Origin of the sequence: Brenneria sp. hezel4-2-4 (genome assembly GCF_013155275.1) — a bacterium.
Classification (GTDB): domain Bacteria; phylum Pseudomonadota; class Gammaproteobacteria; order Enterobacterales; family Enterobacteriaceae; genus Brenneria.
Genome location: NZ_JABJXS010000008.1, coordinates 16727 through 32586, shown reverse-complemented (window position 1 = coordinate 32586; position 15860 = coordinate 16727). Strand labels below are relative to the sequence as shown.

General features: G+C 54.4%; 12 protein-coding genes. 7 read left to right on the top strand and 5 right to left on the bottom strand.

Features of this window, described 5'->3' with window-relative positions; genetic code table 11:
* Window positions 1-246 precede the first annotated feature (246 nt).
* Window positions 247-1998: an NAD-dependent DNA ligase LigB gene (gene ligB, locus HOY33_RS15230; RefSeq protein WP_172290990.1), complete on the bottom strand. Its 1752-nt coding sequence runs from the start codon at window positions 1996-1998 to the stop codon at window positions 247-249.
* A 315-nt stretch (window positions 1999-2313) separates the two neighbouring features.
* On the opposite strand from ligB, the gene gmk reads away from it, so the two are divergent.
* From gmk to HOY33_RS15195, 7 genes are all read left to right on the top strand, one after another.
* Entirely contained in the window at window positions 2314-2937 is a 624-nt protein-coding gene (gene gmk / locus HOY33_RS15225; RefSeq protein WP_172290989.1) for a guanylate kinase, read from the top strand.
* Window positions 2938-2991: 54 nt separating this feature from the next.
* Window positions 2992-3267, top strand: coding sequence for a DNA-directed RNA polymerase subunit omega (gene rpoZ / locus HOY33_RS15220; RefSeq protein ID WP_048636744.1), 276 nt, complete (start codon window positions 2992-2994; stop codon window positions 3265-3267).
* 18 nt (window positions 3268-3285) lie between these two features.
* Window positions 3286-5385, top strand: a complete 2100-nt coding sequence (gene spoT / locus HOY33_RS15215; protein ID WP_172290988.1) for a bifunctional GTP diphosphokinase/guanosine-3',5'-bis pyrophosphate 3'-pyrophosphohydrolase — start codon at window positions 3286-3288, stop codon at window positions 5383-5385.
* Between the two features lie 5 nt (window positions 5386-5390).
* On the top strand, window positions 5391-6083 hold the full coding sequence (trmH, locus tag HOY33_RS15210) for a tRNA (guanosine(18)-2'-O)-methyltransferase TrmH (protein ID WP_172290987.1): 693 nt from the start codon (window positions 5391-5393) through the stop codon (window positions 6081-6083).
* Window positions 6083-8161, top strand: coding sequence for an ATP-dependent DNA helicase RecG (gene recG / locus HOY33_RS15205; RefSeq protein ID WP_172290986.1), 2079 nt, complete (start codon window positions 6083-6085; stop codon window positions 8159-8161). The genes trmH and recG overlap by 1 nt, the downstream gene beginning before the upstream one ends.
* 151 nt (window positions 8162-8312) lie before the next feature.
* On the top strand, window positions 8313-9704 hold the full coding sequence (locus HOY33_RS15200) for an NCS2 family protein (RefSeq protein WP_172290985.1): 1392 nt from the start codon (window positions 8313-8315) through the stop codon (window positions 9702-9704).
* A gap of 160 nt (window positions 9705-9864) precedes the next feature.
* Window positions 9865-11559 (top strand): AsmA family protein, encoded by a 1695-nt coding sequence (locus HOY33_RS15195; RefSeq protein WP_172290984.1) that lies wholly within the window; start codon window positions 9865-9867, stop codon window positions 11557-11559.
* 30 nt (window positions 11560-11589) lie between these two features.
* Here the strand turns inward: HOY33_RS15195 and fabY are convergent, their stop codons facing one another.
* From fabY to typA, 4 genes are all read right to left on the bottom strand, one after another.
* A complete protein-coding gene (gene fabY, locus HOY33_RS15190) occupies window positions 11590-12531 on the bottom strand; it encodes a fatty acid biosynthesis protein FabY (protein WP_172290983.1) in 942 nt (313 codons plus the stop codon).
* Window positions 12532-12573: 42 nt separating this feature from the next.
* Window positions 12574-13011: a D-aminoacyl-tRNA deacylase gene (gene dtd, locus HOY33_RS15185; protein ID WP_172290982.1), complete on the bottom strand. Its 438-nt coding sequence runs from the start codon at window positions 13009-13011 to the stop codon at window positions 12574-12576.
* A 74-nt stretch (window positions 13012-13085) separates the two neighbouring features.
* Window positions 13086-13697: a glucose-1-phosphatase gene (gene yihX, locus HOY33_RS15180; RefSeq protein ID WP_172290981.1), complete on the bottom strand. Its 612-nt coding sequence runs from the start codon at window positions 13695-13697 to the stop codon at window positions 13086-13088.
* 159 nt (window positions 13698-13856) lie between these two features.
* On the bottom strand, window positions 13857-15680 hold the full coding sequence (gene typA, locus HOY33_RS15175; protein ID WP_172290980.1) for a ribosome-dependent GTPase TypA: 1824 nt from the start codon (window positions 15678-15680) through the stop codon (window positions 13857-13859).
* Window positions 15681-15860 lie beyond the last annotated feature (180 nt).

Below are 15860 nucleotides of genomic sequence, written 5' to 3'. Positions count from 1 at the left end.
CTTCAAGTGCTCCGATAAAACGAATTATTATCTGAAGCTAGTAGGACAACGGGGCAATGAGGGAGTTCATTACTAAACCTCGCATTTATTCTTTCCCGTATGCGACAATAATTACAAAAAATAGATAAATCCGATGGCTAATCATAAATGTTATTTATGATTATTGCGCTAATATCTAATATGTCCGGTAGTGTTATAGCCTTTAATGATGCTTTAATTTTTTCCCGTCCGTTTCGGCACTGGCTATTATTCACTCAGTCTGGAAATAATAACCATGTTTTGGGGTACGGCCTCCGTCCGGTTTTTAATATCTATCCCCGCGTTACTTAACGAGGCAATAAGCTCCACCACGACCGGATGATGCAAAAAAGCCATGATCTCTTCCGCTCGCCTGGCGCCAACCCCCGGAAACTGCCGCCACTGCCGTGCGGTACGCTGTTGTAACTGTAACCAGCTCATATTCTCCAGCGCTCCCCGCGCCGAACGAGGCAAGGGAACCGCCAGCGCCCATAGCCAGCGAACCAAAGGCTGCTGACGAGCCTGCTGTAGAATCTCATAAATACTCTCGGCCTGCCTGGCGCCAATACCTTTAACGTCCTTTATTTGTGCTCTGGTCAGCGCCAACCATGACACGACATCCCGCAATACGCCCTGCTGCATCAAACGCCGCCATATCCCTTCACCGATGCCTTTAAGATTCAGCCCCTGATCGCTACTTAACCAGATTAGCCGTGAAAGCATCTGTTGCCGGCAGGCTATGCTGTACTGAAAACAACTGAAGTTGTGAAAGTCGTTCTCTTTCGGCGGCGTTACCGGCGAACGCTCGGCAACCCGCCACGCCACGTTATCCAGCCGTGGAATACCTTGCCCCGCCAGACTGATGCTGACCTGATCGCCGGGCAGAGCATCCCATTGTTTCCAGCGTGATAGCGATCCGACATTGACCCGGCGAACCGACTTGTCATCCAGCCGCAACGGGTTGAGGCTCAGTACGACGCTGATCTTGCCGGTACGGCCGATAGCAAAATTAACCCCGTTAACCTCCGCCACCTGCCGCACCGGCGGATATTTCCAGGCGACGGCCCCGTCGGCCGGCGTATCCCGCCAGAAGCGTCCCGGCGATTCTTTGCCCTGACGGATCACCACGCCATCGGTTACGAAAGGAAGAGGATGACGATACCAGCGCTCCCGCCAACGCTCAGCCTCCTCCAACGAGGAAATCCTGTGCGTGTAGTCAGCGGTCATGGCGAACCCCATCGCCTGCAATCCCTTAAGGCGCTCAGGCAACGTGGCCGGGCCGTCGGGCCAACCCCAGATAAAGATGCCGATTCGCGGCAAAACAGCCGAAGAGTCATGGCGCCGCATCTCCCCGGCGACCACCGCGCGGGCATTTATTCCACCGTGCAGATTTTGCCGATGATCGACAACGTTGAGAAATAGCTCCCCCTGTAGCACCAAGGTTGACGGCGCCCCGGTCAGCGTTTTAGGGATATCCGGCATGGCGAGGACTTTTTTCGTCCAGTTTTCCCCGCGCAAGCCATTGCCGCGGCTGATGGCCGATGCCAATTTCCCCTGCCGATACACCAGCGTTACCGCCACGCCATCAATTTTGGGCTGGATCCATAAATCCTGATGCTGTTTTATCCATCGCGACAGTTGCCCGCGTTCGGACAGCTTTTTTAAACCGGTATGCGCGACCGGATGACGCTGTTTACCATTGTCCGGCAGCCAGACGGCAAAATCCGCGCCCTCGGGTTGAAAACAACGCCGCCAGTGGTTCAGTCTGCTTCTGAGCTGATCATAAACCTCGTCATCCACCGGACTGGCGCCGGCTTTATAATAAGCGTCATCCCACTGCGCCAACTGCCGGTTCAACATCCCCATTTCTTTTTGGGCGCGACCCGTCGGCCAGTCCGGACAAGACGGCGCGGCGATTAACGGCCAACCGGCGACGCCCGCCAATATTACGATGACAAACCGACTGAACCCGCAATTCATGTAACCTCCCATAAGTACCGACTGAGCGCAGTACAACGCAGCCGCGAACAAAAAACGAGAGTAAAAACCGAGGAATGCAAAACGCTTCGCAACGTTTTTTGTCGTTTGCAATCAGTATGAAAAATCACCGGGAACGGCTGCGCAACGTATGCGGAAAAGGTTGGCAGAAAGCATTTCTGGTGGCATAACGGTAAAACATTCTGCAATGACATTTATCACAGCGCGACTGATGGCGTATTGGCGTGTATAATGTGGGGAAATGCGGGTTCCGCCGCATTTATATCAATAATTAATTGCAATTAATAAAACTTCACTATGGCTCAAGGCACGTTATATATCGTTTCCGCTCCCAGTGGGGCCGGAAAGTCCAGTTTGATTCAGGCGCTATTAAAAACGCAGCCGCTTTATGACACTCAGGTATCGATCTCCCATACCACCAGAGCCAAACGACCGGGGGAAAGCCACGGCGAGCACTACTTCTTTGTCTCGGTTGATAAATTTAAGCGTATGATCCAGGAAAACGAATTTCTGGAATATGCGGAAGTCTTCGGTAATTACTACGGTACGTCCCGGTTAGCCATTGAACAGATATTGGCGACGGGCGTAGATGTATTTCTGGATATCGACTGGCAGGGCGCCCAGCAAATCCGTACCCATATGCCGCAGGCGCGCAGCATTTTTATTTTGCCGCCGTCAAAAGAAGAACTGGCGCGCCGACTGCGCGGCCGCGGTCAGGATAGTGAAGAGGTTATTGCCCGCCGCATGGCGCAGGCGGTGGCTGAAATGACGCATTACGCAGAATATGATTATTTAATCGTTAATGATGATTTCGATTTGGCGTTGCTCGATCTGAAAACCATTATTCGCGCCGAACGTCTGCTGCTGGGCAGGCAAAAAGTTCGGCATGAGGCATTAATCACCAAACTATTGGCAGACTGACGGCTCTTTCAGTATGATGCCCAGTCATTTTATTTCCCTGTGGAGTAGCACATTATGGCACGCGTAACTGTTCAAGACGCTGTAGAGAAAATTGGTAATCGTTTTGACCTGGTGTTGGTCGCTGCTCGTCGCGCCCGTCAGATCCAGACTGGTGGTAAAGAGCCGCTGGTAGCGGAAGAAAACGATAAGTACACCGTGATCGCCCTGCGCGAGATCGAAGAAGGCCTGATCAACGCCCAAATCCTGGACGTTCGTGACCGTCAGGAGCAGCAAGAGCAGGAAGCCGCGGAAATTCAGGCGGTCACCGCGATTGCTGAAGGCCGCCGTTAATCAGACCGCGAGTCGCCCTTGTACCTTTTTGAAAGCCTTAATCTGCTGATTCAACGTTATCTGCCGGAAGAGCAGATTAAACGTTTACGCCAGGCTTACCTTGTTGCACGTGATGCTCACGAGGGGCAGACTCGCTCCAGTGGCGAACCCTATATCACTCACCCGATTGCCGTTGCCTGTATTCTGGCCGAGATGCGTCTTGACTATGAAACGCTGATGGCCGCGCTGTTGCACGATGTGATAGAAGACACCCCCGCCACCTATCAGGACATGGAACAGCTCTTCGGCAAGAGCGTCGCCGAACTGGTGGAAGGCGTCTCCAAACTCGACAAGTTGAAGTTCCGCGATAAGAAAGAAGCGCAGGCTGAGAACTTTCGCAAGATGATCATGGCGATGGTGCAGGACATCCGCGTCATTCTGATCAAACTGGCCGACCGTACCCACAATATGCGCACGCTGGGTTCTTTACGCCCGGATAAGCGCCGGCGCATTGCCCGCGAAACGCTGGAAATATACAGTCCGCTGGCGCATCGGCTGGGTATCCATCACCTGAAAACCGAGCTTGAAGAGCTGGGTTTTGAAGCGCTCTATCCCAACCGTTACCGCGTAATCAAAGAGGTGGTCAAAGCCGCCCGCGGCAACCGGAAAGAGATGATCCAGAAAATCCTTGCCGAGATTGAAGGCCGTTTGACCGAAGCCGGAATTGCCTGCCGGGTAAGCGGCCGTGAAAAACACCTTTATTCCATCTACTGCAAGATGCATCTGAAAGAACAGCGTTTTCATTCCATTATGGACATTTACGCTTTTCGGGTGATCGTTAAGGAACTGGATACCTGCTATCGCGTGTTGGGTCAGGTGCATAGTCTGTATAAACCCCGCCCCGGCCGGGTAAAGGATTATATCGCCATTCCCAAGGCGAACGGCTATCAGTCGCTGCATACTTCGCTGATTGGTCCGCACGGCGTTCCGGTGGAAGTGCAGATCCGCACCGACGATATGGATCAGATGGCGGAAATGGGCGTTGCCGCGCATTGGGCCTATAAAGAAGGCGAAAGCAGCACCACCGCCCAGGTTCGCGCCCAGCGCTGGATGCAAAGCCTGCTGGAATTGCAGCAGAGCGCGGGCAGTTCGTTTGAATTTATCGAAAGCGTTAAGTCCGACCTCTTTCCCGACGAAATGTATGTCTTCACGCCGGAAGGCCGGATTGTGGAATTGCCCGCCGGCGCAACGCCGGTCGATTTCGCCTATGCCGTACATACCGATATCGGTCATGCCTGCGTCGGCGCCAGAGTCGATCGCCAGCCCTATCCGTTGTCGCAGCCGCTGACCAGCGGGCAGACCATTGAGATCATTACCGCGCCAGGCGCCAGACCAAACGCCGCCTGGCTGAACTTCGTCGTCAGCTCTCGAGCGCGCGCCAAAATCCGCCAGATGCTGAAAAACCTTAAGCGCGATGACTCCGTCAGTCTGGGCCGTCGTTTGCTGAACCATGCTCTGGGCAGCGGCCGTAAACTGTCTGATATTCCGGAAAAAAATATTCAGCTTGAGCTTGACCGAATGAAGCTTGCCACGCTGGACGATCTGATGGCGGAAATCGGGCTGGGCAATGCCATGAGCGTGGTGGTGGCGAAAAATCTGCTGAACGAACAATCCCAGTTGGAAAATACCGGGCTGCGCAAATTGCCGATTAAAGGCGCGGATGGCGTGATGATTTCATTCGCCAAATGCTGTCGCCCTATTCCGGGCGATCCGATTATCGCTCACGTCAGCCCCGGTAAAGGACTGGTTATCCACCACGAATCCTGCCGCAACATCCGCGGTTATCAGAAAGAGCCGGAAAAGTTTATGGCCGTGGAGTGGGATAAGGTGACCGATCAAGAATTTATCGCCGAAATCAAGGTGGATATGTTCAACCATCAGGGCGCGCTGGCTAATCTGGCCGCCGCAATCAATACGGCGAACTCAAATATCCAGAGCATCAATACCGAAGAAAAAGACGGCCGCGTATACAGCGCGTTTATCCGACTCACCACGCTCGACCGCGTTCATCTGGCGAATATTATGCGCAAAATCCGCGTAATGCCGGATGTAATAAAAGTTAACCGTAACCGAAATTAACCGTTATGACGCCTCAACGCTATGCACGCATAAGAGAGATGCTGACCTGCCGTCAGCCTGATCTGACAATCTGCATGGAGCAAGTGCATAAGCCGCATAATGTTTCCGCCGTTATTCGTACGGCCGATGCCGTGGGCGTCCATCAGATCCATGCCATATGGCCCACCAGCAGAATGAAAACGCTGGTATCTTCCGCCGCCGGCAGCAATAGCTGGGTACAGGTTAAAACCCATCGCACCATTCATGACGCCGTCAGCCACCTGCAAACGGCAGGCATGCAGATTCTGGCGACGCACCTTTCTGAACAGGCCGTCGATTTCCGCGACATTGATTATACCCGCCCGACCTGTATTTTACTGGGGCAGGAAAAAACCGGTATTAGCCCGGAAGCGCTAAAGCTGGCCGATAAAGATATCATTATTCCGATGACCGGCATGGTGCAGTCGCTGAATGTCTCCGTCGCATCCGCATTGATTCTGTATGAAGCTCAGCGCCAGCGTCAGTTAGCCGGCATGTACCAGCGCGAGGACAGCCCATTGGACGAAGAAGAGCAACAGCGGTTGCTGTTTGAAGGCGGCTACCCAGTGCTGGCGCGAGTCGCCAAACGTAAGGGGCTGCCGCGCCCTTATATTGATAGCAGCGGCCAGATCGTTGCCGATACCGCCTGGTGGGCCTCAATGCAATCCTCGGAGCGCTGATGAAAGGCCGCCTGAATACCCAACCGTTGAGCACGCTTGCCGGCGTGGGTAGCAGTCAGGCGGCTAAACTTGCCCGCCTCGGGCTGGAAACCGTGCAGGATCTGTTGCTGCATCTGCCGTTACGCTACGAAGACCGCACTCGCCTTTACCCGATTGGCGACCTGCTCCCCGGCATGTTTGCCACGGTGGAAGGCGAAATTCTGCGCCACGACATTACCTTCGGCAATCGGCGTATGCTGACTTGCCAAATCAGCGATGGCAGCGGCGTGCTGACCATGCGTTTTTTCAATTTCAACGCCGCCATGAAGAACAGTCTGGCGCCGGGTCAGCGGGTCACCGCCTACGGTGAAATCAAGCGCGGCAAAATCGGCGCTGAAATTATCCACCCGGAATATCACCTACAGGGCGATAACACACCGGTGGAATTACAGGGATCGCTGACGCCGGTTTATCCCACCACCGAAGGCGTTCGTCAGGCAACATTGCGTAAACTGACCGATCAGGCGCTGGCGCTGCTGGACGCCAATCCGATCGACGAACTGCTGCCGCAAGAACTGAGTCGATCGCTCATCAGCCTGCCCGAAGCCCTGCATATCCTGCACCGTCCCCCGCCGGACATTCAACTCAGCGAACTGGAACTGGGTAAACACCCGGCTCAACAGCGGCTGATTATGGAAGAACTGCTGGCGCATAACTTAAGCATGCTGGCCGTTCGCGCCGGCGCGCAAAGCTACCGGGCATTATCCCTGGCGGCTGATGATTCTCTTAAACTACGCCTGCTGACGGCGCTGCCGTTTACGCCGACTGCCGCGCAGGAACGCGTGGTTGGTGAAATTGAAGCCGATCTGGCAAAAGAGTTCCCCATGATGCGATTGGTACAAGGGGATGTCGGGTCAGGAAAAACGCTGGTTGCCGCGCTGGCCGCGCTACGGGCGATAGCGAACGGAAAACAGGTCGCGCTAATGGCGCCGACCGAGCTGCTGGCGGAACAACATGCCCATAACTTTCGCCAGTGGTTTGCGCCACTGGGGATTGAGGTGGGCTGGCTGGCCGGCAAGCAGAAAGGAAAAGCCCGACAGGCGCAGCAGGACGCCATTGCCAGCGGTCAGGTATCCATGGTCTTGGGCACTCACGCCATCTTCCAGCAACAGGTCAAATTCAACGGGCTGGCGCTGGTGATTATTGATGAACAACACCGTTTCGGCGTACATCAGCGTCTGGCATTGTGGGAAAAAGGCGAACAACAGGGGTTCCACCCACATCAGTTGATTATGACCGCCACCCCGATCCCCCGCACGCTGGCGATGACGGCTTACGCCGATCTGGATACCTCGGTCATTGATGAACTGCCGCCAGGCAGAACGCCCGTCACCACGGTTGCCATACCGGATACGCGCCGTAATGAGATTATTCAACGCGTCGATAACGCCTGCCGGCAAGAAGGCCGGCAAGCCTATTGGGTCTGTACGCTGATTGAAGAGTCCGATCTGTTGGAAGCCCAGGCCGCCGAAGCGACCTGCCAGGAATTAACCGCCGCCCTGCCTGACATCACCGTCGGATTAGTCCACGGACGCATGAAAGCGCAGGAAAAACAGGCTGTCATGCAGGCTTTTAAACAAGGCGAACTGCAATTGTTGGTCGCCACCACGGTGATTGAAGTGGGGGTTGACGTGCCTAACGCCAGCCTGATGATTATCGAAAATCCTGAAAGGCTTGGCCTTGCGCAGCTTCACCAGTTACGCGGCCGCGTTGGACGGGGCGCGGTCGCTTCTCATTGTGTGCTGCTTTACAAAACCCCGTTGAGCAAAACGGCGCAAAAACGGCTTCAGGTATTACGCGACAGCAACGATGGCTTTGTCATTGCGCAACGTGATTTGGAAATTCGCGGCCCGGGTGAACTGCTGGGTACGCGCCAAACCGGCGCCGCGGAATTTAAAGTCGCCGATTTACTCCGCGATCAGGCACTGATCCCGCAGGTGCAGCGCGTCGCCCGTCATCTCCATCAACGCTACCCGGAACACGCCAAGGCGTTGATTGAACGCTGGTTACCCGAAAGAACCCGTTATACCAATGCCTGACGGCGCCATCATTCAGCACAATATCCCTTTAAATAATAAGGCATTACCAGCCAGACAAATTTCATATCAGAAACGCCGTTCCGCAAACGTTTGCTTTTGTTAAAGAGATCATTAAAATGCCCTCTTTGTCGTTTCAGGAACGCCAACTATTATGACGACCGCCACCACGGATACCCACCAAACCGACAGTCCCGCCGCGCCCAAGCACAGCGAGTTGATTTATCGTCTGGAAGACCGTCCTCCTCTGCCGCAAACCCTGTTTGCCGCCAGCCAGCACCTGCTGGCGATGTTTGTCGCGGTGATCACTCCCGCGCTGTTGATCTGTCAGGCGCTTGGTTTACCCGCGCAAGATACGCAACACATCATCAGTATGTCGCTGTTCGCTTCCGGTCTGGCCTCTATTCTGCAAATAAAAACCTGGGGGCCGGTAGGATCGGGTCTACTGTCCATTCAAGGCACCAGCTTTAACTTCGTTACGCCATTAATCATGGGCGGGCTGGCGCTGAAAAATGGTGGAGCGGATGTCCCCACCATGATGGCGGCGCTGTTTGGCACGCTAATGGTCGCCTCCATGACGGAAGTTATTCTGTCGCGCTTCTTGCACCTTGCGCGCCGAATCATTACGCCGCTGGTATCCGGCATTGTGGTGATGATCATCGGTCTGTCGCTGATTCAGGTCGGCCTGACCTCCATCGGCGGCGGCTATGCGGCAATGAATAACAACACCTTTGGCGCACCGAAGAATCTGTTGCTGGCGGGTATCGTACTGTTGATCATTATCCTGCTGAACCGCCAGCGTAACCCTTATCTGCGCGTGGCCTCACTGGTCATCGCCATGGCGGTCGGTTATCTGGGCGCCTGGCTGATGGGGATGTTGCCCGACAGCGCGCCGGCGGAACAGCATTCATTCATCATGGTGCCCACACCGCTCTATTACGGCCTGGGCTTTGACTGGAATCTGCTGATCCCGCTGATGCTGGTGTTTATGGTGACATCGCTGGAAACCATCGGCGATATCACCGCCACATCCGATGTCTCAGAACAGCCGGTCAGCGGGCCGTTGTACATGAAGCGTCTGAAAGGCGGCGTACTGGCGAACGGCCTGAACTCTTGTCTGTCCGCCGTCTTCAATACCTTTCCAAACTCCTGTTTCGGCCAGAATAACGGCGTTATCCAGCTTACCGGCGTCGCCAGCCGCTACGTCGGCTTTGTGGTGGCGCTGATGCTGATTATTCTGGGGCTTTTCCCGGCGGTCAGCGGCTTTGTGCAGCATATTCCGGAACCGGTGCTCGGCGGCGCAACCATCGTCATGTTTGGTACGATCGCCGCTTCCGGCGTGCGTATCGTGTCGCGTGAACCGCTGAACCGTCGCGCCATCATGATTATCGCCCTCTCGTTGGCCGTGGGGCTGGGGGTTTCGCAGCAACCGCTGATTCTGCAATTCGCGCCCGACTGGATGAAAACGCTGCTGTCTTCCGGTATCGCCGCCGGCGGTATTACGGCGATTGTGCTGAATCTGGTTTTCCCCCCGGAAGAAAAATAATTCGTACTCGCTTCAATAATTTCTGATAAGCGTGAATAAAAGCGACCGCGGGTGCAACACCGGTCGCTTTTTACGGTCTGTAACAGCATTAGCTATTGAGCCTGCGGGGTAATTGCGGCATAAAAACAGTTATCCCTGACGACTGGCATGGACTGACACGATGAGATTTATCGGGAAATTATTGCTGACCCTACTGCTGCTGGCATTACTGGCGCTGGTGATATTGTACGTAATACTGCAAACCACCTGGGCCTCAAGCCGGATCGGCAACTGGGTGAATCAAAACACGGACTATCAGATCTCATTGGGGAAAATTGACCATAGCTGGTCCAAGCCCGATCGGATTCTGCTGAAGGACGTCATATTCGGCCATAAGGATCAGCCGCCGACGCTGACCGCCAAACAAATTTCGGCAGGGCTGAGCGCGCGTCAGATAACCGACCCCCGCCATTTTTCCAGTCTGGAACTGGAAGGCGGTACGCTGAATCTCTCCCCCGCCGCCGCGACCCTGCCGATCGAAGCCGATGTATTACAACTACGGACGATGGCGCTTCAAGCGCAGGATGATGACTGGCGCTTGAACGGCCAACAGGTCAATGGCGGGATCATGCCCTGGCAGCCTGAAGCGGGGCGTTTACTCGGCAAACAGGGGCATTTTCAACTCAGCGCCCGTTCGTTGCGGCTCAATGATATCCCCGCCAGCCAGGTGCTGATGCAGGGAGAAATTAATCATAATCAGCTTATCCTGGGGAATTTCGGCGCCGACGTGGCGCAAGGCCAGTTAACCGGCAGCGCCAGTCGGGCGGAAGACGGCAGTTGGCAGATTGGCAACCTGCGTCTCAGCAAGGTTCGCTTGCAAACGCCAAGCACCCTACGGGAATTCTGGCAACCGATTACCGCGTTGCCTTCGGTTGCCGTCTCCCGTTTTGATTTGATCGATGCCCGTATTGAAGGGCCGGGGTGGGCGTTTATCGATCTCGACGTCACCCTGCAAAACGTCACATTCAAACAAGACGACTGGCAAAGCGATGGCGGCGAACTGTCGTTCAATGCCACGGATATCGTCAACGGCGATATGCATCTGATCGACCCTATCGTTAACCTGACACTCTCCCCCAGCGGGGTTGAAATCAAACAGTTTACCACCCGCTGGGAAAGAGGGCTGTTGCGTACCGACGGCAACTGGCAACGCAGCAACCATCGTTTGCAACTGAATGAATTCGTGGTGGCGGGCATGGAATACACGTTACCGGCCGACTGGCGTCAGCGTTGGCAAACCACGCTGCCGGACTGGCTGGCGGAAGTGAATATCAGGAAATTCACCGCCAACCGTAATCTGTTGATTGATATCAACCCGGATTTTCCATTTCAGCTTACCGCTCTGGATGGAAACGGCAGCGATCTGCTGCTGGCGCGCAATCATCAGTGGGGTATCTGGAGCGGTTCGCTGAACCTGAACGCCAGCGATGCAACATTCAATAAAGTCGATATCCGCCGCCCCTCTTTGGCCTTAACCGCCAATGAGGGGCAGATCGCATTCACCGATCTCAGCGCCTTTACCCAAAACGGCTTGCTGGAAGCCAAGGCAACCATCGAGCAACACCCCGCCCGGGTCTTTTCGGTTACGATGACCGGGCGCTCCGTTCCATTGGATATATTAACCCGCTGGGGATGGCCGGCATCGTCTTCCGACCCCACGGGCAATTCCAATCTGCAATTGCAGCTTAATGGGCGGCTCGCCGCCGATACGCCGCTCAAGCCGACGTTGAACGGTTCTCTTCAGGGGGCTGACAGCAGCGGACAACCGATCAATCAGCAAATGCGGCAAGGCGCATTGAGCCAGACCGCACAGTAACGCTAATCACCGTTGATGGCCTTGCCGCCATCAACGTATTTCGGATCCCCCCAGTTCCAGCGGCTCTTTCGGCGTAGCGGGTAAGACAATATAGACCCCCTCGAACAACGCGCCTTTTTTATCATCGCCGAACAGATCCACATTCAGTTGCACCCTGGCTTTACGTCCCCGGGCCAGACGATCCAAATCCCCGCTCAACGAACCGAGATCGGCAATCGCGCTTGGTCTGCCCGTTACCGGCGTACTGTAGCGAATGTGCGCATCGGCCAGAATAATCGTGCCGCCCAAATGCCTTTCACGCAGTAGCAACCAGATCAATCCCCAGCCCGTCAGGGTGGCGAGAGAAAACATGCTACCGGCGAACAACGTATGGTGGGGGTTCTGATTACCGGTTTCCGGCATGGTGGTAATAAATTTTTGACCGGTATACTGACTAATACGTACGCCCATTTTTTCACTCAACGGGATGTGCTGATACCAGGCCTGCTGCAACTGCCCGCACCAGTCAGGGCGGTGCAAAATATCATCCAGCGTCACGACCGGTTTGATCATCAGAAAATGGCGTATCGGCGTGGTTTGCGGCGCAGTGATTTCCCCCTGATTCACAAAACCAAGTTTGGCGAAAAAATCTATCGCGTCCTCGCGGGCGCTACAGACGACGCGCTTCGCCCCTTCCTGACGCGCGACCGATTCCAGCGCCATCGCCAGCAACGTCCCTAATCCTTTGCCACGGACATCGGGATGAACGGCCAAAAAACGCATCGCCGCTTCATTGTCTGCATTGATGGACAAGCGGCCGATCGCCACCAGCCGCCCTTGTTCATCCACCACCGTCTGATGGTGCGCCAGTGCGTCATAGGCATCGCGCTCAGAGCCCAGCGGTTGGTGCAGGGGTTTACGCAGCATCTCCCAACGGAATTGATAGTACGCATCAAGTTCTTCTGCGCTTTCAGGTACTCTCAGGTGATACATAAACATGCCTCATTAAAAAATAGTGACAAGAACATCTTCGCCTTATATATGCAGCCAGAACGTCACCGGCCCGTCATTAACCAATGCGACTTTCATATCGGCCGCAAAACGCCCCGTTTCCGTGTGAATACCCCGCTCGCGGCACTGTTCGGCAAAATACTGATACAGGCGATCGGCTTGTGCCGGGGGCGCGCCGCGGGAAAAACCGGGGCGCATTCCCTTTTGGGTGTCGGCCACCAGCGTAAACTGCGACACAACCAGTACGCTGCCGCCCGCCTGGCGGACGTTGAGGTTCATTTTGCCATTATCATCACTGAAGATACGGTAACCCAGAACCCGCTCACAAAGCCGCACGGCTTTTTGCTCATCATCACCTTGCTCAACCCCCAGCAACACCAGCAACCCGGCTCCGATTTCCCCAACAACGGCATTTTCCACCGTAACGCTGGCGCTGGAGACTCGCTGAATTAACGCGATCATCGAATGTTACAGCTCCTGTTTTCATTATTTTGAAAGATTCGCGGCAAAATCAGCCGCAAACCCCACGCGGTGAGTTACTCATTGATAGCAGCTACTTGCGAGGCAAAAAAATCCGGCACCACCTGAGGGTCTGTCACCAGAATACTGTGGATGCCCAATTTCTGGGCGGCGGCGACATTGGCAGGATTATCATCAAAGAAGATGGCTTGATCGGGCGTTACCCCTTCCTGCGTCAGAACATGGTGATAAATAGCGGCTTCAGGTTTACGCAACCCGATATCCTGCGAGAGATAAAGACGATCGGCGGCCTCTTCCACTTCCGGGAACAATACCGGCCAGTGACCGCAATGCAGACGATTGGTGTTGGACAGGATCACCACCCGATGCCCCTGGCGGCGCAGCCGCTGCATAATATTGATGACCTCAGGGCGCAACGCCACAAAAATAGCCTGCCATCCGGCGGAAAACTGCTCAAAGCTCAGCGAGATGCCCATTTCATGGCATAACCGTTCAGCAAACGCCTCATCACTGATTTCGCCGCGTTCATGTTGTTCAAAAGTTTCGCCCATCACAAAACGCTCTTTCAGCGTCGCCAACGGCGCGCTGCTCAGCTTGCTCCAGACGCCCAACACCCGATTGAAATCAATATCTATGACGACATTACCCAAATCAAAGATATAAAGCATGGCATCTTCCTCCTGATGTAACCGTGGGATTTTCACTGTAACGGGAAATAGCAAAGCTGAACAGGGAGGAAAAGCGGGAAACATGAAAGCGGAGAGAATCAGATAAAACTCAGGGCGCCCAAAGGCGCCCTGTTACACATAAGAAGCTACTGATAAAAATCAGCCTTCTTTAGGACCGCGGTTCGCGCGTTTACGATCGTTTTCGGTCAAATGACGCTTACGAATACGCACGGATGATGGCGTAACCTCGACCAGTTCGTCATCATCGATGAATTCCAGCGCTTGCTCCAGCGACATTTTAATCGCCGGAACCAGCGTCGTTGCTTCATCCGTACCGGAAGCACGCATGTTGGTCAGTTTCTTACCGGTCAGACAGTTTACCGTCAGATCGTTGGAACGCGAGTGAATACCGATAATCTGGCCTTCATACACTTCAGCGCCGTGCCCCAAGAACAGTTTACCGCGATCCTGCAAACTGAACAGGGCGAAAGCGACCGCTTTACCCTGACCGTTGGAGATCAGTACGCCGTTCTGACGTTGACCGATTTCGCCCGGACGCACGTCATCGTAGTGGCTAAAGGTAGAGTACAGCAGACCGGTGCCGGACGTCATGGTCATGAATTCGGTACGGAAACCGATCAGACCACGAGCGGGGATCAGGTAATCCAGACGAATACGGCCCTTGCCATCAGGAACCATGTCTTTGACATCGCCCTTGCGCTCGCCCATGGCTTGCATCACTGAACCCTGGTGCTGCTCTTCAATATCCAGCGTCACGTTTTCGAATGGCTCTTGCATACGGCCATCGATTTTACGATTGATAACTTTAGGACGTGAAACGGCCAGTTCGAAACCTTCACGACGCATGTTTTCGATCAGCACCGACAGGTGAAGTTCACCACGGCCCGAAACGCGGAACGCATCGGCATCTTCAGTTTCTTCAACCCGCAGCGCCACGTTGTGCACCAGCTCTTTGTTCAGGCGGTCAAGGATTTGACGTGAAGTCACGTACTTACCTTCTTTACCACAGAACGGCGAGGTGTTGACGTTGAAGTACATGGTTACGGTCGGTTCATCAACGGACAGCGCCGGCAACGCTTCAACCGCGTTCACATCACAAACCGTGTCGGAGATGTTCAGTTCGCCCAGACCGGTGATAGCGATGATGTCGCCGGCTTCGGCTTCCGTCGCTTCGATACGCTCCAGACCCATATGGGTCAGAACCTTACCGACTTTGCCGTTACGGGTTTTGCCTTCGCTGTCGATGATGGTGACCTGCTGGTTAGGCTTAACTTTACCGCGTTTGATACGGCCGATGCCGATAACACCCACGTAATTGTTATAGTCCAACTGAGAGATTTGCATCTGGAACGGCGCATCAAGCTCGACTTTCGGCGCGGAAACATGGTCGACGATCGCCTGATACAGCGGGGTCATATCTTCCGCCATATCATTGTGATCGTTACCCGCGATCCCCATCAGCGCCGACGCGTAGATAATGGGGAAATCGAGTTGTTCATCGGTGGCGTCCAGGTTCACGAACAGGTCGAACACCTGATCGACAACCCAGTCTGGACGCGCGCCGGGGCGGTCGACCTTGTTGATTACCACGATCGGTTTCAGACCATTAGCGAATGCTTTTTTGGTCACGAAACGGGTCTGCGGCATCGGGCCATCCATTGCATCAACGACTAACAGCACCGAGTCGACCATCGACATAACACGTTCAACCTCACCGCCAAAGTCGGCGTGTCCCGGTGTATCCACGATGTTAATACGGTAGTCTTTCCAATTAATGGCGGTATTTTTGGCGAGGATGGTAATTCCACGCTCTTTCTCCAAATCGTTGGAGTCCATTACACGTTCGGTTGCTTCAGTGCGTTCTCCGAAAGTTCCGGATTGTTGCAACAACTTATCAACCAGGGTGGTTTTCCCATGGTCAACGTGCGCAATAATGGCGATGTTACGCAAATTTTCGATCACAGCTTTGCCTCAGGCATTTAGAAATAGCGCGCTATTGTACACGTATTAATCGAGGGACTAAACAAGATCACAAGCATCTATGATAAACAACCTGATGCTGCTTACTTTGTGATCCCTTTCACGGTGCAAAAGCGCTACAAGTTGGCACTTGCGCACCATATTAGTGCACACATTTACCCA

Coding starts and splice junctions, on each gene's coding strand:
- HOY33_RS15195 (WP_172290984.1), top strand. CDS start 9,865: ATGAGATTTATCGGGAAATTATTGCTGACCCTACTGCTGCTGGCATTA.
- ligB (WP_172290990.1), bottom strand. CDS start 1,998: ATGAATTGCGGGTTCAGTCGGTTTGTCATCGTAATATTGGCGGGCGTC.
- gmk (WP_172290989.1), top strand. CDS start 2,314: ATGGCTCAAGGCACGTTATATATCGTTTCCGCTCCCAGTGGGGCCGGA.
- yihX (WP_172290981.1), bottom strand. CDS start 13,697: ATGCTTTATATCTTTGATTTGGGTAATGTCGTCATAGATATTGATTTC.
- rpoZ (WP_048636744.1), top strand. CDS start 2,992: ATGGCACGCGTAACTGTTCAAGACGCTGTAGAGAAAATTGGTAATCGT.
- dtd (WP_172290982.1), bottom strand. CDS start 13,011: ATGATCGCGTTAATTCAGCGAGTCTCCAGCGCCAGCGTTACGGTGGAA.
- HOY33_RS15200 (WP_172290985.1), top strand. CDS start 8,313: ATGACGACCGCCACCACGGATACCCACCAAACCGACAGTCCCGCCGCG.
- fabY (WP_172290983.1), bottom strand. CDS start 12,531: ATGTATCACCTGAGAGTACCTGAAAGCGCAGAAGAACTTGATGCGTAC.
- trmH (WP_172290987.1), top strand. CDS start 5,391: ATGACGCCTCAACGCTATGCACGCATAAGAGAGATGCTGACCTGCCGT.
- recG (WP_172290986.1), top strand. CDS start 6,083: ATGAAAGGCCGCCTGAATACCCAACCGTTGAGCACGCTTGCCGGCGTG.